Source organism: Pseudomonas sp. EA_65y_Pfl1_P113 (assembly GCF_963970525.1).
GTDB lineage: Bacteria > Pseudomonadota > Gammaproteobacteria > Pseudomonadales > Pseudomonadaceae > Aquipseudomonas > Aquipseudomonas tritici.
Genome location: NZ_CAXAQM010000015.1, coordinates 61,732 through 80,660 on the forward strand (window position 1 = coordinate 61,732; position 18,929 = coordinate 80,660).

General features: G+C 61.6%; 17 protein-coding genes. 5 read left to right on the top strand and 12 right to left on the bottom strand.

Going from position 1 to position 18,929, the window contains the following annotated elements; all coding sequences use genetic code 11:
- Positions 1-305: 305 nt before the first annotated feature.
- From AACY52_RS15600 to cbiE, 4 genes are read right to left on the bottom strand one after another with little or no spacing between them, the layout of a single operon-like run.
- Positions 306-629: a DNA-binding protein gene (locus AACY52_RS15600; protein ID WP_049710234.1), complete on the bottom strand. Its 324-nt coding sequence runs from the start codon at positions 627-629 to the stop codon at positions 306-308.
- Positions 630-634: 5 nt separating this feature from the next.
- Positions 635-967 (bottom strand): type II toxin-antitoxin system RelE/ParE family toxin, encoded by a 333-nt coding sequence (locus AACY52_RS15605; RefSeq protein ID WP_339415743.1) that lies wholly within the window; start codon positions 965-967, stop codon positions 635-637.
- Positions 968-1,023: 56 nt separating this feature from the next.
- A complete protein-coding gene (locus tag AACY52_RS15610; protein ID WP_339415745.1) occupies positions 1,024-1,749 on the bottom strand; it encodes a cobalt-precorrin-6A reductase in 726 nt (241 codons plus the stop codon).
- Entirely contained in the window at positions 1,746-2,951 is a 1,206-nt protein-coding gene (gene cbiE, locus AACY52_RS15615; RefSeq protein ID WP_339415746.1) for a precorrin-6y C5,15-methyltransferase (decarboxylating) subunit CbiE, read from the bottom strand. Before cbiE ends, AACY52_RS15610 begins: the two co-directional genes overlap by 4 nt.
- Positions 2,952-2,989: 38 nt before the next feature.
- On the opposite strand from cbiE, the gene cobG reads away from it, so the two are divergent.
- The 5 genes from cobG (at position 2,990) to AACY52_RS15640 (ending at position 8,339) form a co-directional block, all read left to right on the top strand.
- Positions 2,990-4,336: a precorrin-3B synthase gene (gene cobG / locus AACY52_RS15620; protein ID WP_339415747.1), complete on the top strand. Its 1,347-nt coding sequence runs from the start codon at positions 2,990-2,992 to the stop codon at positions 4,334-4,336.
- A complete protein-coding gene (locus tag AACY52_RS15625) occupies positions 4,329-4,955 on the top strand; it encodes a precorrin-8X methylmutase (protein ID WP_065874298.1) in 627 nt (208 codons plus the stop codon). Before cobG ends, AACY52_RS15625 begins: the two co-directional genes overlap by 8 nt.
- Positions 4,955-5,686: a precorrin-2 C(20)-methyltransferase gene (locus AACY52_RS15630; RefSeq protein ID WP_339415749.1), complete on the top strand. Its 732-nt coding sequence runs from the start codon at positions 4,955-4,957 to the stop codon at positions 5,684-5,686. The genes AACY52_RS15625 and AACY52_RS15630 overlap by 1 nt, the downstream gene beginning before the upstream one ends.
- A complete protein-coding gene (gene cobJ / locus AACY52_RS15635; protein WP_339560598.1) occupies positions 5,686-7,323 on the top strand; it encodes a precorrin-3B C(17)-methyltransferase in 1,638 nt (545 codons plus the stop codon). Before AACY52_RS15630 ends, cobJ begins: the two co-directional genes overlap by 1 nt.
- A gap of 236 nt (positions 7,324-7,559) precedes the next feature.
- Entirely contained in the window at positions 7,560-8,339 is a 780-nt protein-coding gene (locus AACY52_RS15640) for a hypothetical protein (RefSeq protein WP_339560599.1), read from the top strand.
- On the opposite strand, the gene AACY52_RS15645 is transcribed toward AACY52_RS15640, so the two are convergent.
- The 8 genes from AACY52_RS15645 to prmA form a co-directional block, all read right to left on the bottom strand.
- Positions 8,336-8,932: a MarC family protein gene (locus AACY52_RS15645; RefSeq protein ID WP_003171467.1), complete on the bottom strand. Its 597-nt coding sequence runs from the start codon at positions 8,930-8,932 to the stop codon at positions 8,336-8,338. The genes AACY52_RS15640 and AACY52_RS15645 overlap by 4 nt on opposite strands.
- Positions 8,933-9,035: 103 nt before the next feature.
- On the bottom strand, positions 9,036-11,807 hold the full coding sequence (locus AACY52_RS15650) for a response regulator (RefSeq protein ID WP_339560600.1): 2,772 nt from the start codon (positions 11,805-11,807) through the stop codon (positions 9,036-9,038).
- Positions 11,808-11,921: 114 nt separating this feature from the next.
- Positions 11,922-13,214: a phosphoribosylamine--glycine ligase gene (purD, locus tag AACY52_RS15655; protein ID WP_339415755.1), complete on the bottom strand. Its 1,293-nt coding sequence runs from the start codon at positions 13,212-13,214 to the stop codon at positions 11,922-11,924.
- A 178-nt stretch (positions 13,215-13,392) separates the two neighbouring features.
- The gene (gene purH, locus AACY52_RS15660; RefSeq protein ID WP_339435828.1) at positions 13,393-15,000 is read right to left on the bottom strand and encodes a bifunctional phosphoribosylaminoimidazolecarboxamide formyltransferase/IMP cyclohydrolase; all 1,608 of its coding nucleotides are present in this window, start codon (positions 14,998-15,000) and stop codon (positions 13,393-13,395) included.
- Positions 15,001-15,081: 81 nt separating this feature from the next.
- Entirely contained in the window at positions 15,082-15,402 is a 321-nt protein-coding gene (gene fis / locus AACY52_RS15665; RefSeq protein ID WP_002555375.1) for a DNA-binding transcriptional regulator Fis, read from the bottom strand.
- Positions 15,399-16,412, bottom strand: coding sequence for a tRNA dihydrouridine synthase DusB (gene dusB, locus AACY52_RS15670; RefSeq protein ID WP_339415757.1), 1,014 nt, complete (start codon positions 16,410-16,412; stop codon positions 15,399-15,401). The genes fis and dusB overlap by 4 nt, the downstream gene beginning before the upstream one ends.
- 175 nt (positions 16,413-16,587) lie before the next feature.
- Positions 16,588-17,838, bottom strand: coding sequence for a DUF3426 domain-containing protein (locus tag AACY52_RS15675; protein WP_339415758.1), 1,251 nt, complete (start codon positions 17,836-17,838; stop codon positions 16,588-16,590).
- A 30-nt stretch (positions 17,839-17,868) separates the two neighbouring features.
- Positions 17,869-18,747 (bottom strand): 50S ribosomal protein L11 methyltransferase, encoded by an 879-nt coding sequence (prmA, locus tag AACY52_RS15680; RefSeq protein WP_339415759.1) that lies wholly within the window; start codon positions 18,745-18,747, stop codon positions 17,869-17,871.
- Positions 18,748-18,929 lie beyond the last annotated feature (182 nt).

An 18,929-nucleotide genomic window follows, 5' to 3' on the forward strand; every position in this document is an offset into this window, starting at 1 on the left:
GAACCACGGATTGCCAATTTTTGCAGATTAGGCGCGATGCTCAAGGCGCTGCGCAAACCTGTGGGAGCTTGCTTGCCTGTGATGGCATCGGGATCTGCGCATTTTTTAATGGCTTAAGAGCAATTTGTAGTGAGCGGGCTTGTCCCGCGCTGGGGACTGCGAAGCGGCCCTAAAACCTGGCATCGCGTGTTACCTGAAAAAACGCGGTGGCCTTATTGGGGCCGCTTCGCAGCCCAGCGCGGGACAAGCCCGCTCACTACATTGTGTCGACAGCGTCGACACAATGGGTGACGTAGAGTCGCAAATTATGCAGTGGGAACTCCGTGGACCTGCATATCAACACCCAGTGCTTTTCTAATCACCGCAAAAATTGCCGCGAGGTTATCCATGCTTGGATTGCCACTGGCCGACAGCATTCGGTGCAGGCTTTTACTCGGTTTGGCCGTTTCTTTCGCAAGGCCTTCAAAGCCTACTGTGGCGTTGACCAGATCACGCAGAATGACACGTGAAACTTCCGGCTCACCATTGAGAAACAACGTAGCAGCCTCATCAAGGAGAGCCTGGGCAAATTCAGGGTCGCGCTGAGCACGTTCGGCGATGGTGTGTTTGTAGCTGCGGGTGAGCGCCATGTCGGTTACCTCTGTTGTTTCAATTTCTTGTCACGCTGATGTTCATTGATCAGCGACTTCACGACTTTGATATCGCGTTTTTGACTGGACTTGTCGCCACCACCGAAAAGGATGATTAATCGGTGGGCTTCTTGTATCAGATAGATTCGCAGGCCTGGTCCCCAGTCGATGCGGTATTCGCCCAACCCATCGAACCACTTGATGTTGCTGGTGTTGCCCATTTCAAGTCGAACCAAAGCGGTGGAAACTCTGGTGGCTGCCGGCACACTCAAGGATGAAAACCACTCATTGAACGGGCTGGACTGGTTATCGCGTCGGTATTCTTCAATCTCAATCATTAGCCGTCCTGAAGGTAACAAATAGGTTACTAGTCAAGCAAGCGAGCGATCCTGACTTACCGAATGAAATTTGCCAACGCGGTGAGTGTTTCATCAGGCGACAAGAATTCCCGATCTACTTGAGCCAGCACGGGCCGCTTCAACACCAGTACCGGTACTCCGCGCTCCCGTGCCACTTCCAGCTTCGGTTCGGTCGCGGTGCTGCCGCTGTTCTTGCTGATCAGCACATCAATCTGCCGTCGCTCAAACAACGCCCGTTCGTCTTCGATCAAAAACGGCCCACGCGCCCCGATCACTTCACACCGCTCATTCCCCGGATACACCTCCAGCGCGCGCAGCGTCCAGAACTGGTCCTGCGGGATTTCATCGAGGTGTTGCAGCGGTTCGCGACCCAAGGTGAAAAGGGGGCGCTTGAAGGGCTTCAACGCTTCGATCAATTGAGCCCAATCACTGACCTCACGCCAATCATCCCCCGCCTGCGGCCGCCACGCCGGTCGGCGCAGGGCCCAACACGGTACACCGCACACCTTTGCAGCCTCGGCGGCATTGCGGCTGATCTGCGCGGCATACGGATGGGTCGCATCGAGCATCAGGCTAATCCCCTCATCCCGAACAAACTGCGCCAAACCCTCAGCGCCACCGTAACCGCCGACCCGCACTTGGCAGGTCAGGTCAGTAGGCACGCGGCCAACGCCGGCCAAACTGTAGATATGTTCCGGGCCCAAGGTCCGTGCAATGGCCAGCGCTTCAGTCACGCCGCCCAGCAGCAGGATGCGTTTCATCGCGGCTTGACCACTTCCAGCAAGGTGATCGGCAACGCCTGGCGCCACGTATCGAATTCCCCCAGCGGCTGAGCCTGAGCGACATGGATGCGCGTCAGTTCGCCGCCATGCTGGACGCGCCAGTTCATCAAGGTCATTTCACTTTGCAGGGTCACTGCGTTGGCGACCAACCGGCCGCCAGGACGCAGGTGTTGCCAGCAGGTGTCGAGCACGCCTTCGCGAGTAACGCCGCCGCCGATGAAGATGGCGTCCGGTGCTTCCAGGTCGAGCAACGCATCGGGGGCCTTGCCGCGAATCAGTTGCAGGCCGGGCACGCCAAGGGCGTCGCGGTTGTGTTCGATCAGGCCTTGGCGACCCTCGTCGGCTTCAATCGCCAGCGCACGGCAACTCGGGTGTGCACGCATCCATTCAATCCCGATGGAGCCGCTGCCCGCGCCCACATCCCACAGTAATTCGCCGGGCATCGGCGCAAGGCGGGCGAGGGTCATGGCGCGGACATCGCGTTTGGTCAGTTGGCCGTCGTGTTTGAACGCCGAATCCGGCAGGCCGGCGAGGCGCGACAGGCGGTGTGTGTCGTCAGACACCAGGCAGTCGATGGCGACGAGATTCAAATCGGCGACCGAGGTGTGCTCCCACGACTGCGCCAGCCCGTCGATACGCCGCTCATTCGCGCCGCCCAGGTGTTCAAACACAGACAAACGGCTAGGGCCGAATCCGGACTCACTCAGCAACGAGGCAATCAACGCAGGGCTACGCCCGTCATTGCTCAACACCAACACGCGCACACCACTGGCCAGATGCGCCTTCAACGCCGCCAACGGCCGCGCCACCACGGATAGCGTCACCACCTCCTGCAACGGCCAACCCAACCGCGCCGCCGCCAACGATACCGACGAAGGCGCTGGCAAAATCAGCAGCTCATCCGCCGTCACCTGTCGCGCCAAACTCGCCCCCACGCCGTAAAACATCGGGTCGCCACTGGCCAGCACACACACAGGCTCGCCTCGCCGCGCCAGCACAGGCTCCAGCGAAAACGGACTCGGCCACATTTCGCGCTCGCCACGAATGCACACCGGCAACAGGTCCAACTGGCGTTGACCCCCTATAATCCGCGAGGCGCGCAACAGGGCATGCCGGGCATTCCTGCCCAGCCCTTTGAAGCCGTCTTCACCGATGCCTACAACCGTCAGCCAGGGCGACATATGAATTCCTTGAACGACATCCGACGGGCAGGCTTTTCATGCCGCCGGACAAAGCAGGCATAATACCGCGCCTTTACCCGCGAACCGGTAGCCCCGTGAACCAGACGCCCGCTGTGAATACCTTGCGCCCCTCGGCTTGTCCGGGGTTGCTGCGTATTGTCCAGGCGCTGGACGGCGGCATTTGCCGGATCAAATTGGCTGGCGGATCAATCACCGCCGCGCAAGCCCACGCGGTCGCCGACGCGGCCCAGGCCTATGCGGGTGGGGTGATCGAGGCGACCAACCGCGCCAACCTGCAGATTCGCGGGATCGGCGCCGAGCAGGACGCGTTGATTGCCATGCTGCTGTCCGCCGATCTCGGCCCGAGCAACGCTGCCGGAGACGATGTGCGCAACCTGATGCTCAGCCCCAGCGCCGGTATCGACCCGCAGATGCTGTTCGACACCCGCCCGCTGGCCGATCAGATCCTCGCCACCCTGCAAAACCACCCACGTTTCCATGAGCTGTCGGCCAAGTTCGCTGTGCAGTTGGATGGCGCAGAGGCCCTGGCGATGCTCGAACATCACCATGACCTGTGGCTTTCGGCGTTTGTACGCGAGGGTGAGACGCTGCTCGCGTTCGGCCTGGCCGGTTGCCCGGGGCTGGATGCGCCGCTGGCGGCAGTGCCTCTGACGCAAGGCCACGCGCTGGTGGTGGCCGTGCTGGAAGTATTTTTAGACCTTGCTACCCCAGAGCAGACCCGAATGCGCCATCTGCCTGTTGATACTTTGCTGAGCCGTCTAACTCTGCCGCTGCTGCCAGTCGACAGCTTCCATCGCCCGCCCAGCGGCGCTTTGCTGCACCTCGGCACTTATCCACAAGATCAAAAAAATCAGTTCTACGTCGCCGCCATCGCACCTCTGGGTCGCCTGGACTCGACGATGCTCAACGGCGCCGCGCAACTCGCCAGCGAGTACGGCGACGGCACCTTGCGCTTCACCCCCTGGCAGGGCGTGCTACTGCCCTCCGTCGAAAAACCTCACGCCGTGACCGAACGCCTGGCGCAGTTGGGCTTTCTCTGCTCCATCGACCAACCCCTGGCGCGCATGAAAGCCTGCACCGGTTCCAGGGGGTGCGGCAAAGCCCTGGCCGACACCAAGGCTGATGCGGTGCAACTCGCCGCGCTGAAACCCGATCACGACGTGCACCTGTCCGGCTGCCCACGTTCCTGCGCCGCTGCGCACGTCGCGCCGGTGACTTTGCTGGCCGTGAGCCCCGGCCACTACGACCTCTATTTCCGCGAAGCAGCCCATCCCGGTTTCGGCCGGCTGCACGCGCGCAACCTTTCCATTGAAGCGACGGGCGCCTTGCTGCGCGCTCGCCCACGGAGCAACACCGATGATTGATTACATCCGCGACGGTCAGGAGATCTATCGCAACTCCTTCGCCATTATTCGCGCGGAAGCCAAGTTGGACCGCATCCCGGCCGACCTGGAAAAACTCGCGGTGCGCGTGATTCATGCCTGCGGCATGGTCGATGCCATCGACGGCCTGCAGTTCTCCGAAGGCGCAGGCAAGGCCGGGCGCGATGCGTTGGCCGCTGGCGCGCCGATTCTGTGTGATGCGCGGATGGTGTCCGAAGGCGTGACCCGCACGCGCCTGCCGGCCAATAACCAAGTGATCTGCACCCTGCGCGACGACAGCGTGCCGGAGCTGGCACGGGCGTTGGGCAACACCCGTTCCGCTGCCGCCCTGGAACTCTGGCGCCCGCACCTTGAAGGCAGCGTGGTGGTGATCGGCAACGCGCCGACCGCGTTGTTCTACCTGCTGGAAATGCTCGATGCCGGCGCACCGAAACCGGCGTTGATCCTCGGCTTCCCGGTAGGTTTTGTGGGCGCCGCTGAATCCAAGGCGATGCTGGCCGCCGACAGCCGCGGCGTGCCATTTGTGATCATGCAGGGCCGCCTGGGCGGCAGTGCGATGGCCGCCGCAGCGGTGAATGCCCTGGCCACGGAGGTCGAATAATGCAGGCACGCGGACGTTTGATCGGCTTGGGCGTTGGCCCCGGTGATCCCGAACTGATCACCCTCAAGGCGCTGCGCCTGCTGCGCGAATCGCCTGTCGTGGCGTACTTCGTGGCCAAGGGCAAGAAGGGCAACGCCTTCGGCATAATCGAAGATCACCTGGTGCCGCAGCAGACCCTGATGCCGCTGGTGTACCCGGTGACCACCGAAGCGCTGCCGGCGCCGATGTCCTACGAGCAAGTGATCAGCGATTTCTACGACGCCGCCAGTGCCGACGTCGCCGCGCATTTGGACGCTGGCCGCGATGTGGCGGTGATCTGCGAAGGCGACCCGTTCTTCTACGGCTCCTACATGTACCTGCACGACCGTCTCGCCGAACGCTACGAAGCGCAAGTCATCCCAGGGGTGTGCTCGATGCTAGGTGGCGCCTCGGTGCTGGGGGCGCCGTTGGTGTATCGCAACCAGAGCCTGTCGGTGTTGTCAGGCGTGTTGCCACATGACGACCTCAAGCGTCGCCTGGCGGATGCCGACGCGGCGGTGATCATGAAGCTGGGCCGTAACTTCCCCAAAGTGCGTCAGGTGCTCGCAGAACTCGGCCTGGCCGGGCGTGCGCTGTATGTGGAGCGCGCGACCATGGCCAACCAGAAAATCGTGCCGTTGGACCAGGTGGAGCCGATGTCGTCGCCGTACTTTTCGCTGATCATCGTGCCTGGCGAACGGTGGCAAGGTTGATGCGCCCGGCGATTGTCATCCTGGGGCAGGGCAGCCTGGCCACTGCGCGCCAGATCCAGCAGGTTTACCCTGGCGCAATGATCCACGGCTTGGCCGCACGTGTTGAAGGGGCTGACCAGGCCTATAGCGAGTTTGGCGCGACCCTGCGCCAGCTCTATCAACAAGGCACGCCGCTGATTGCCCTGTGCGCCGCCGGCATCGTCATTCGCACCCTGGCGCCATTACTGCTGGAAAAAGGCGAAGAACCTGCCGTGCTGGCCGTGGCCGAAGACGGCAGTGCTGTAGTGCCGTTGCTCGGTGGCCTTGGCGGGGTGAATATCATGGCCCGCGAAATCGCCGCTGCCTTGAACGTTGCCGCTGCAATCACCACCAGTGGTGAGTTGCGTTTCGGCACGTGCCTGCTCAATCCGCCCGCGGGGTATGAACTGGCGGATCTGGAGCTGGGTAAGCGTTTTGTCTCGGACCTGCTGGCCGGCGAAAGCGTGCGCATCGAAGGCGCGGCGCCGTGGCTGGCGCAGGCCAACTTGCCGCAGGATCAACAGGCGCGCCTGGCGATTCTTGTGGGCAGCGCCGAGCGCACGCCGGCGGCCAATGAGTTGCTGATCTATCCGAAGAATGTATGTGTGACCTGCAAACCAGGCGCTCAGTTGGGTGAGCGTGTGCGCAGGGCATTGCATGAGGCGGGTATCGCCGTGCAATCCCTGGCCTGCTTGCTGGCCAGTGATACGCAGATGGCCGAAGCATCGTTGCATGAAGCGGCTCTGGAGCTCGGCGTACCGCTGCGGTTTGCCAGCGTTACCCAGAACGCCGATATCCTCATCAACGTTGCCGAGCAACCGCTGGACTTGGCGCAAATCGGTCGCCCCCGTGGCCGACTGGCCGTGATCGGCCTGGGCCCTGGGGCTGCCGAATTGATGGTGCCGGCGGTGAAAGCCGAACTGGCGCGTTGCACTGACGTGCTTGGCTACGAAACCTACGTGCGCATGGCCGGGCCGTTCCGCGACGATCAGGTGCAGCACTGCACCGACAACCGCGAAGAAATGCAGCGTGCGCGCCACGCCTTCGAGCTGGCCGCGCAGGGCCGTTCGGTGGTGGTGGTGTCGTCCGGCGACCCTGGCGTATTTGCCATGGCCGCCGCGGTTATCGAGGCCTTGCACGAGTCCAGCGACCCGGCCTGGCATCAGGTCGACCTGGAAATCCTGCCCGGTGTCTCGGCCTCCCTGGCCACCGCCGCCCAGGCCGGTGCGCCGTTGGGCCATGACTTCTGCGTGATGTCGTTGTCGGACAACCTAAAACCCTGGTGGATCATCGAAAAGCGCCTGGACCTGGCGTCCCAGGCCGATCTCGCCCTGGCGTTCTACAACCCGATTTCCCGTTCGCGGCCGTGGCAACTGGGGCGTGCCCTGGAAATCGTCGCGCTGCATCGCACGCCGCACACGCCGGTGGTGCTGGGCCGCGATATTGGCCGTCCGGGGCAGACTTTGCGTGTCACCACGTTGGGGCAACTGACGCCGGACCAAGTGGACATGCGCACCATGGTGCTGATCGGCTCGTCCACCACCTGCACATTCCCCCGTGCCGGTGGCGGTGAATGGGTATACACACCGCGCTGGTACGGCGAGAAACCTGCCTGCTGAAAACGGCCCGCAGGTTGCCGGAAAGCTCCGAATGATCCAGGGATTTTCCTGGCGTTGTTCGGGGCTTTTTCTTTTTTTTGCGACGACGTCTGGAAACTCACCCGTTACGCCGCGCGATTGCTGGACGCGGTGGTTTGACGAGGTGCGTCAAGGGATGTTTGTCGTCTGGCAAGCCCGTCGGTGGGTGGACTAGGGTGGACATAAGCCCCGAATTGGGGTGCTTGTGGAGAATCAAAATGGAGCGACATCACAGAAGGATCAACAGTACAAAAAGGCGCAAATTGATTGCTGCCTACAAACTGCCGGGAGCGCCAGGAACGCTGAAGGCATTGCCGCTGGACACTAGGGACGATTTCAACGCGGCGGTGGTCAACAACAGCGTGATTTCGTTTGCCGATGGCCTGTCGGGCCTGAGCCGGGAATACATTCGCAAGAGCTATCTGCTGGCCAGCAGCTACGTCAGCGATGTGTTGAAAATCCAGCGCGGTACCGAGGTCTGGTACGAGGAATTTATCAAGGTGATGGTCGGTTTGGGCTGGCTGCCGGTGCGCAGCCGTTTCGAGCGGGTCTCACGTTCGGGCAAGGGGCTGACCGTGCAGTTGGCGGTGTTGAATATCATCGGCGCCATGCTGGCGTCGACGTCATTGTCGGCAGCGTTGCTCGCGGCTTTGCCTAAATTGGCCGCCGATGCATTGGAGGCATTGAAGCAGACGCCTGCGAATTTCGAGCTGTTCAAACGCAACAGCGCGGTACACCAAGGCGGTGATTTCGGCCTGGCGTCCTGTGCCGAAACAGAGGGTGAATTGATGATGGTGCTGGTGACCTACAGCACCCACAGCGTGAGTAAACAGGTAGGGCTGCCATTCCTGGAGTGGGACAGTTCTTCGTTCGAGGCCTTCAGCGGGCAGACGTGCCTGGTGCTGAATACCTCGGTGGTCAACGAAAAGACTCTCCAATTGATGCGCGAGAGCGCGGGTGACAAGGTGCAACTGGCGATCGCCAAGTACCGGATCTAGGGCACCAGGTAGCCGCGCACCCCGGTAAAGATGATTTGCGCGGCCAAGGCGCACACAAACAACCCCATCAACCGACTGACAATCTGCAAGCCCTGGTCACCGAGGATGCGTTCGATACGGTTGGACAGGTACAGCACCACGCCGACCGTGAGGCTGGCCAGGGCGATGCTGAGGATGGCGGTGAGCTTGTCATCCCAGTGCGGCTGGCTCACACCCATCACCAACAGTGCGCCAATGGTGCCGGGGCCGACGGTGAGGGGAATGGTCAGCGGTACGATGGTCACGTCCTGCTGCACGTTGTCGGTCTGCACAGCTGATTTGCCTTGGGCCATGCCCAGGGCCGAGATAAACAGCACACTGCCGGCGCCGATGCGGAAGGCGTCGACGGTGATGCCGAACACGCTGAAAATCACCCGGCCGAACAGGTAGAGCAACACGCTCGAGACCAGGGTCGCCAGCGCCACTTTCCAGGCCAAGCGCCGCCGCTCTTTGCTGGAGTAGCCGCGAGTGAGGCTGATAAAGCAGGACAGCACGAAGAACGGGCTGTAAAGCACCAGCATTTTCAGGTAGACGCTGAATAACACGTGGAGCATGTGAGTGGCTCGCGGGCGGAAAAAGTGTTGAGAGTCTATCAGGCGACAGAGACCAAATGTGGGAGCGAGCAAGCCCGCTCCTACATGGGTTCTGCATTACACGTCAGGAGGGTGCGTGCTCTGGACGCTGCTGACGCTGCGCCACCCAAAACTCCACCAACTCACGCAACTGCGACAACTCCACCGGCTTGGCCATGTGCCCGTCCATACCAGCCTGGCGTGCGCGCTCTTTATGTTCCGAAAGGATATGCGCCGTCAGCGCCACCACGGGTGTGCGAATGCGCTGGTGGCTGACTTCCCACGCACGCAGTTGCTGAGTCGCCGAGAAGCCATCGAGGATTGGCATTTCGCAGTCCATCAACACCAGGTCATAACGCTGGGCTTTCATCGCCTCCAGCGCTTCCTCGCCGTTGCTGGCGGTGTCCGGGTTGAGGTTGAGCTTGCCGAGCATGCCACGGATCACTTTAGTGGAAATGCTGTTGTCTTCGGCCACCAGGATGCGGAAATCGCTGGGTACGGTGACGGCGGCTGGTGCGCTGAGCACCGCGCGCGGTTGCACGTTGCCCTTGCTGCGCTGGGTCAGTTCATCCGCCAAGGTCGTCTTGAGTGTGTAACCGGCGACTGGCTTGGCGAGGATACGTTTGATCCCGCAATTGCGCGCGATGATCTTGCTTGGCGCATTGCTGATGCCGGTGAGCATGATCAGCAGGATGTCGTGGTTCAGGCTTGGGTCTTCCTTGATCTTTGCCGCCAGTTGCATGCCGGTCATGCCGGGCATGTTCTGGTCCAGCAGCACCACGTCGAAGTAGTCACGCAGGTGCGCCTTGGTGCGCAGTAACGCCAGGGCTTCCTTGCCCGATGGCACGGCGCTGACGTTAAGGCCCCAGGCCGAGCATTGCTGCACCAGCACTTTGCGGCAGGTGTCGTTGTCGTCCACCACCAGCACCCGCGCGCCTTTGAGCGGGCCGTCTAGGTCGGAGGTCGGGTGTTCCAGGCGTTCCGGGTCCAGCGGCAAGGTCAGCCACAGGGTGCTGCCCTGATGGCTGCCGCTCTTGATGCCGAACTCGCCGTTCATCAGCAGGATCAACTGACGGGCGATAACCAGGCCCAAGTGGCCGTTCAAGCGGGTGGCCGAGAAGAAATTCTTGCTGTGCAGTTCGCTGTGCAGAAGGGCGTCGCGCTCGGCCGCTTCCATCGGCAGGCCGCTGTCCTGGACGGCAATGCGCAGGCGTGGCGTGGTGCTGCGGTCGTCCAGGGCAACCACGATCAGCACTTCGCCTTCGTCGGTTTTTTTCAGGGCATTTTCCAGCAGGCTCAACATGGCCTGACGCAGGCGCGTCGGGTCGCCGCTGATCACGCGGGGCACCTGGGGCTGGATAAAGCTGATCAGTTCGACGTTCTGCTGTTCGGCCTTGGCGCGGAAGATGCTCAGGCAATCTTCGATCAGCGCGTTGAGGTCGAACTGCACGTCGTCCAGTTCGATCTGGCCGGACTCCAGCTTGGAGATGTCGAGGATTTCGTTGATCAGGGTAAGCAGTTCATTGCCCGCGCTGTGGATGGTTTGCACGTAGTCGCGCTGTTTCACCGACAGCGGCGTGCCCAGCAGCAGCTCGGTCATGCCTAGCACGCCGTTCATGGGTGTACGGATTTCGTGGCTGATCTTGGCCAGGAACTCGGCCTTGGCGGCGATCTCGGCATTGCTCGCTGCCAGGTCGCGACTGAGGCTGAAACGTGCCTCGACAATCGCGCGCTGGCGTTCGCCTAACGCCAGGCTCATCAACAAGCCGCTGAGGCAGATGAACGCCAGCAGCGTGACTATCAGGCCCTGGGGCGAAATCATCGTCAGGCCAAGCAGCGCCGGCAGGATGATCAGCGTACCGATGTTGAATACCACCATTGCCGCCACGAACAAGCGTGCCGGGCGGTAGCCTTTCTGCCAGTGATAGGCCGAGATAAACAGCATGCTCAAGCCAGCCAGGGCCACCAGCGCGTACGTGATGATGTTCAGCGGCAGGGTGTTGACGAACAACAGCAGCAGGCCGCACAGCACGATGATCAGGATATCGGCCATCAACAGCTTGTTCAGTGGATGTGGGCCCAGAGGCATGAAGAAACGGTAGGCGAACATCAGCCCGCAGGGCGCGGTCAGTAGCAACGCCAGGTAGGCGCCCGGTGTCTGGATTGCATGCCAGTTCGGCAGCCATGGGCCCAACAGGTTCAGCAATAGCGCCAGGCTGAGCATCAACAGCGCTTCGCAGGCCGCCAGCCACAGGCTGCTGCGCGATCGGTGGTAGGCGAAGCGCGTGAGGTTGTGCAGGATCAGCATCAGCAGGCAGCCGAACAATAGCCCGTAGATCAGCGTCTGGGTCTGGTCGGCGGCGGCGAGCACAGCCGGTTCCAGGGTGATATACGGGCGCAGTTCGTGCCCCGAGACCAGGCGCAGGTAAACCTCTAACGGTTTCTGGCTCTGGGGCATCGGCAGCATGAAGTCGCTGCTGGGCAACGGCCGCTCAGTCTGGGGCTGGCGCGTGCCGGTGCTCTGTTGTTCCACCAGGGTATCGCCGTCCAGTACATAGAGGTTCAGGTGGGACAAATCCGGGGCAAATACCCGCAGCACTTGCTCGTGCTTGCCGGGTTGCAACTTAAAACGTATCCACAGCGCGCCGTTCGGTTGCGCGGCGCTAATGCGGTCCAGTTCGATGGGGCTGAATTGATTGGTGTAGCGTGGGGAGCGGATGTCGCTGAGCTGCAGGTCGGCCTGTTCATCAAGCAATACTGCCCAGCCACTGCCTTGCGCGGCGGCCTGGGCCGGGAACAGGCAGAGCAGCGTCAGCAGGCTGACAGTAAAACCTATGGCGATCCTGAGCCAGCGCACGGCGAAATCCCTTCGTAGGTTGAGGCACGGCGTAACTATGCGCGGGGAGGCCTGTATACGGCAAGGGCCTGAGGCCCTTGCCTAGCCGAACGGATAGCTACTGACGTCGGCTGCTTAGCTGTTTTCGCCACGTTCGCGGGCGATGGCGCGGTAGCCGATGTCCTTGCGGTAGAAGCAGCCTTTCCAATCGATTTTCGCGGCCAGCTTATACGCTTGCTGCTGCGCGGCGTCGACACTGGCGCCCATGGCGGTGGCGCACAACACACGGCCACCGGCGGTCACGACCTGGCCATCCTTCAGCGCGGTGCCCGCATGGAACACCTTGCCTTCCAGCGTAGCTGCAGCGTCGAGGCCTTCGATGACGTCGCCCTTGGCGTAGTCGGCAGGGTAACCACCGGCCGCCAGCACAATGCCAACGCTCGGACGTGGGTCCCATTGCGCTTCAACCTTGTCCAGGGCCTGGGCCAGGGCGGCTTCCACCAACAGCACCAGGCTCGATTGCAGGCGCAGCATCACCGGTTGGGTTTCCGGGTCGCCAAAGCGGCAGTTGAACTCGATGACTTTCGGGTTGCCGGCTTTGTCGATCATCAAACCGGCGTACAGGAAGCCGGTGTAGACATTGCCCTCATCGGCCATGCCACGCACGGTTGGCCAGATCACCAGGTCCATCACGCGCTTGTGCACGTCGGCGGTGACGACCGGGGCAGGGGAGTAGGCACCCATGCCGCCGGTGTTCGGGCCGCTGTCGCCGTCGCCGACGCGTTTATGGTCCTGGCTGGTGGCCATCGGCAATACGTTCTTGCCGTCTACCATCACGATAAAGCTGGCTTCTTCGCCGTCGAGGAACTCCTCGATCACCACGCGGGAACCTGCGTCACCGAAAGCGTTGCCGGCGAGCATATCGCGCACGGCGTCTTCGGCTTCTTGCAGGGTCATGGCGACGATCACGCCTTTACCAGCGGCCAGGCCATCGGCCTTGATCACGATTGGCGCACCTTTTTCACGCAGGTAAGCCAGGGCCGGCTCGATCTCGGTGAAGTTCTGGTAGTCGGCGGTCGGGATCTTGTGGCGCGCCAGGAAATCCTTGGTGAACGCCTTGGAGCCTTCCAGCTGGGCAGCGCCGGCGGTTGGGCCGAAGCAGTCCAGGCCACGGCTGCGGAACAGGTCCACCACGCCGGCAACCAATGGGACTTCCGGACCGACGATGGTCAGGGACACATTCTTTTCAGCAAAGTCGGCCAGTTGCTCAAGGGCGAGCACGTCGATAGCAACGTTCTCGCACTTGGCTTCAATGGCGGTGCCGGCGTTGCCGGGTGCAACGAACACTTTCTGGACGCGCGGGTCCTGGGCAACTTTCCAGGCCAGGGCGTGTTCACGGCCACCGCTGCCAATGATAAGGACGTTCAAGTCAGACTCCTTCGGAGGAAGTTACAAGCTGCAAGCTACAAGTTAAGAGCAATCTGCATTGCTCTGAAGTGCAGCATGCGACTTTGAATTTTAGAGGCTGCAAGCAAGATCAAAAGCGGCAAAGTCCTGCTTTTACTTGTCGCTTGCAGCTTGAAACTTGCCGCTCCACGCTAGTGGATTAGTGACGGAAATGGCGCATGCCGGTGAAGACCATGGCGATGCCGGCTTCGTCAGCGGCAGCGATGACTTCAGCATCACGCATCGAACCACCCGGCTGGATGACGGCGGTAACGCCGGCTTTTGCGGCATTGTCCAGGCCATCACGGAACGGGAAGAACGCATCGGAAGCCATTACCGAACCCACGACCTGCAAACCGGCGTGTTCAGCCTTGATCGCGGCGATACGCGCCGAGTTCACGCGGCTCATCTGGCCGGCGCCGACGCCGATGGTCTGGCGGTTTTTGGCGTAGACGATGGCGTTGGATTTAACGTACTTGGCCACTTTCCAGGCGAAGATCAGGTCGTTGATCTCTTGCTCGGTCGGTGCGCGCTTGGTCACCACTTTCAGGTCTTCGCTGCCGATCATGCCGATGTCGCGGCTCTGGACCAGCAGACCCCCGTTGACGCGCTTGTAGTCCCAGGCAACGGCGCGGTCAGCCGACCACTCGCCGCAGGCCAACAGGCGCACATTGGCCTTGGCGGCGACGATGGCGCGGGCTTCTTCGCTGACGCTTGGCGCGATGATCACTTCGACGAACTGACGCTCGACGATCGCCTTGGCGGTCTCGGCATCCAGTTCACGGTTGAAGGCGATGATGCCGCCGAAGGCCGATTCGGTGTCGGTGGCGTAGGCCAGTTCGTAGGCCTGGCGAATGCCGCCTTCAGCGTCCGGGCTCACGGCCACGCCGCACGGGTTGGCGTGCTTGACGATCACGCAGGCCGGTTTGACGAAGCTTTTCACGCATTCCAGCGCGGCGTCGGTGTCGGCCACGTTGTTGTAGGACAGCTCTTTACCTTGCAGTTGGGTCGCGGTGGCGATGCCGACTTCGGCCGGTTTTGCCTCAACGTAGAACGCCGCGCTCTGGTGCGGGTTCTCGCCGTAGCGCATTTCCTGGGCCTTGATGAACTGGCTGTTGAAGGTGCGCGGGAACTGGCTGCGGCCTTCGGTCGAGAGTGTTTCAGCGGCCTGGTTCACGGTGCCCATGTAGTTGGCGATCATGCCGTCGTAGACGGCGGTGTGTTCGAACGCCTTGAGCATCAGGTCGAAACGCTGGGCGTAGGTCAGGCCACCGGCTTTCAGGCTTTCGAGCACCTGGGCGTAGTCGCTGGCGTTAACCACGATGGCCACGTCTTTGTGGTTCTTGGCCGCCGAGCGCACCATGGTTGGGCCGCCGATATCGATGTTTTCGATAGCGGTCGGCAGGTCGCAGCCTGGCTTGTTGATGGTGGCTTCGAACGGGTAGAGGTTAACGGCCACCAGGTCTATCGGCTTGATGCCGTGCTCGGTCATGATTGCGTCGTCGATGCCGCGACGGCCGAGAATGCCGCCGTGGATTTTCGGGTGCAGGGTCTTGACCCGACCGTCCATCATTTCTGCGAAACCGGTGTAGTCCGCCACTTCCACTGCGGCCACGCCGTTGTCCTGCAGCAGTTTGAAGGTCCCGCCCGTGGAGAGGATTTCCACACCCAGGGCTTCCAGCTCCCGGGCAAATTCGAGGATCCCGGTCTTGTCGGAAACACTGATCAAGGCGCGGCGGATCGGCAGGCGGGTAGTCTGGTCGGTCATTTCAATTTCCATCAAAAGCAAAGGAGTCAGCAAAAAAGGCGACCGGTTTTACGCGGGCGCCTTTCTGGTTGGATTGAATGCTTACAGCAAATCGTATTGTTTGAGCTTTTTGCGCAAGGTGCCACGGTTGAGGCCCAGCAACTCACTGGCTTTGGTCTGGTTGCCCTTGACGTAGTTCATCACGCTTTCGAGCAAGGGCGCCTCGACTTCGGAGAGCACTAGGTTGTACACGTCCGTGACGGAAGCGCCCTCAAGGTGGGCGAAATAATTGTGCAGCGCCTTCTCGACACTCCCGCGAAGGGTTTGGCCTTCTTCGCTCGGCGTGTTGAGGTGCTGTTTCAAATTGACGTTGTCGCTCACGGGTGTTGTTCCACTCACTAAAGTCTCGGTCATCATCGTCATGCGGCCACCCCCTTTGCATCCCCTGTTTCCAGGCTGTTGTCACGTTCGGCGAAGAACTCACGAACGGTGGCGACCTGTGCCTGCGTTTCATCCAAACGATTGAACTGGGCGCGAAACTCCTTGGCGCCCGGCAAGGTTGCGAGATACCAGCCGACATGCTTGCGAGCAATGCGCACGCCCATCACGTCTCCGTAGAAGACGTGCAGGGCATTCAAATGCTCTAGCAGAATACGTTCCACCTCGACCAACCCTGGCGCCGGTAACACTTCGCCGGTACGCAGGAAATGCTCGATCTCACGAAAAATCCACGGACGCCCCTGGGCGGCCCGGCCAATCAACAAACCATCGGCGCCGGTTGCGTGCAGTACGCGCCGGGCTTTCTCGGCTGAGTCGATGTCGCCATTGGCAAACACCGGCATCGACACCGCCTGCTTGATCGCAGCAATGGTGTCGTACTCGGCTTCACCGGTGTAAAGGTCGGCGCGGGTGCGGCCATGCACCGCCAGCGCTGTAATTCCTGCCTGTTCGGCGATCTTCGCCACCGTCAGGCCGTTCTTGTTATCCCGGTCCCAACCGGTACGAATCTTCAGGGTGACCGGCACATCCACTGCGGCGACAACGGCCTGCAGGATCTCGGCAACCAACTGCTCATCTTTCAATAGCGCGGAACCGGCGGCCTTGTTGCAGACCTTCTTGGCCGGGCAGCCCATGTTGATATCGATGATCTGCGCCCCCAACTCCACGTTGGCCCGGGCCGCATCCGCGAGCATCTGTGCATCTCCCCCGGCGATCTGTACCGAGCGTGGCTCGGGATCACCTTCGTGGATCATGCGCATCCGCGATTTGCGGGTGTTCCACAAGCTCATGTCGCTGGTGACCATTTCCGAGACTACTAGACCCGCGCCCAAACGTTTGCACAGCTGACGAAAGGGCTGGTCAGTGACGCCCGCCATCGGGGCGAGAATCAAGCCGTTCTGCAATGTGTATGGGCCGATGCGTACCGCCGACATAGGACTTCCCTGTTGTGGGGCCGGATCATTAGAGTTCGAAAAAGGGTTGGCATGATACCCGCTCTCGATGACTGGATAAAGGCTGAATTGGATAAAATCTGAACAGTTATTTTCTTATCGCCACCGGTTTGGTTGCCGATGGTCCAGCCATTCAATCCAAGATGCGGGCCTTGATTTACTCGGGCGAGTGAAAGCTCAGGCTGTAATTCACGGCTTTATTGCCCGGATCGAGGATGTCCAGGGAGATATGAATCGGGACCTGCGATGGCATTTCGCTAACGCCGGCCAATTCGCCGCTGAGGTATTCGGCGGGTTTGAAGCGACGACTGGCAATCAGGCCGCCGTTCAAGTCGGCAAAACGCAGCTCCAGCAGCGGGAAGGGCTGGGAGAACATCGCGCGGTTGTAGATGATCGCGTCCACTACCAGCGCCCCGGCGAAGTCCGGATGGCTGCGCACCACCAGGTTGCTGCTCTTGATATGGGCAATATCGACCCGCGACGGCACGGTGCAGCCCAGTGTAGGGCACAGTTCCTGGAACCAGGGGCGATAGGCGTCCTGGCGGGCCAGATCGTCGAATTGGTAGGCGATGTACTGGCCTGCGAGACTGGCGGCAGCGATCAGTACCAGCAACAGCCAGATCAGGCGACGGCCCAGGCTGGCCGGACGCTTTTGCGCGTAGAGGTGCAGCGGGTCGTCTTCGAGATCCAGCAGTTGGTCGTCGTGCACACTCGTTTCGGCGCGCGGGCGCTTGCGCCGGGGTTTGGGGCGTTCTTCGGGTTCAACGTCATCGGCCGACTGGGTCAATGGCGTGAACGGCGGATCGGTATCGTCATTTTCTGGCGTTGAACGCAGTGGCGGTTCATCGTCGATATCGTCGGTGTGGAGCGACATGGACGGTTCGGTGCGCAGCTTGGTCGCAGGTGCGTTCGTCGGCTCGGCTTTGGCTTCAGTGCTTTGGCCGCGCTCTTCAGGCGGTTCGCTGAACAGGCTGGCGGCCCATTTTTCTTCTTCGGTTTTAACCGTGTCGCGGCTGGCGCTGAAGGATTCTTCTTTTTGGTGACGCTCGGCGCCGGGCTGGCGACGTTCTGCACCCGCCGGCAGCGTGTGCTGAATCTCGCGACGTTCCAGCTTGGCCAGTTCTTCGTCCAGGTCAAGGTTGTCCAGGTCGAGCTCTTCGGCGGCCCACTGCTTCTGGCTGATTGCCCGCGGTGCCTCAAGTGTGATGTCTGGAACAGGCTCGGCAGCAGGCAGATCAGGCTGCGGCGCCGGCACTGGGCCGCGCTGCTCCAGCAACTGGCGAGCCGCATTGAACACTTGCAGGCACGAGCCGCAGCGCACCACGCCGCGGGCCACGCTCAATTGGGCGTGGTTGACGCGAAAACGCGCTTGGCAATGCGGGCACTGGGTGACGAAACTGTCGGTCATGCGGCCATCCGATTCAGGCAAGCGCTCATTCTAGCGCCGACGACCACTGATGCGTACCCAGCCATCACGGTTAGCGATGGGGTCCAGTTCGAAATCCCGCGCGTAGGCAGCGGCGACGTCTTCGCCTTGCTCAGCGAGGATGCCCGACAGCGCCAGGCGGCCGCCCGGCTTGACCAGGCTGGACAGCTGCGGCGCCAGGGACACCAGCGGCCCGGCGAGAATGTTCGCCACGAGCACATCGGCCTGCACCTGGGGCAATTGCTCTGGCAGGTAGAGCGGGAATTTGCTTTCAGCAATGTTGTTGCGTCCGGCGTTATCGCGGGAGGCTTCCAGGGCCTGTACGTCGATATCGGTGCCCACAGCTTCCTTTGCGCCGAGCAGCAGGGCGGCAATCGCCAGGATGCCCGAGCCGCAGCCGAAGTCCAGCACGTGGCTGTCGGTCAGGTCCTGGCCGTCCAGCCATTCCAGGCACAGTGCGGTGGTCGGGTGGGTGCCGGTACCGAACGCCAGGCCCGGGTCCAGCAGCAGGTTGACGGCATCCGGCTCAGGCGCGGCGTGCCAGCTTGGCACGATCCACAGGCGCTGGCCGAAACGCATCGGCTGGAAGTTGTCCATCCAGCTGCGTTCCCAGTCCTGGTCTTCGATCACTTCGCTGTGATGCTCCGGCAATGGGCCGCCGGTGAGCAATTCCATGTGGGCCAGCACGGCGGCAGCGTCGGTGCCGTCTTCGAACAGGGCCAGCAAATGGGTGTGGGACCACAGCGGGGTGGTGTTGAGTTCGGGTTCGAAGATCGGTTGGTCTTCGGCGTCCATGAAGGTGACCGAGACAGCGCCCACTTCGAGGAAAGCGTCTTCATAGGTTTCGGCTTGTTCTGGGCTGATGGCGAGACGGACTTGCAGCCAAGGCATGGCGGGCACCTTTGAGAAAATGAGTGTGCAGCGGGGTGGGGCTGCGAAAGGGCGCAAGTTTACGCGAGCGGCGGGCAGAAGACGACACCACTGACTGCACTGCGTTCAAATTTGGGTCCACAAAATCCAGGTGATCCAGAAACAACAAAACCGCCCGAAGGCGGCTTTGTTGGGTGGAGCAC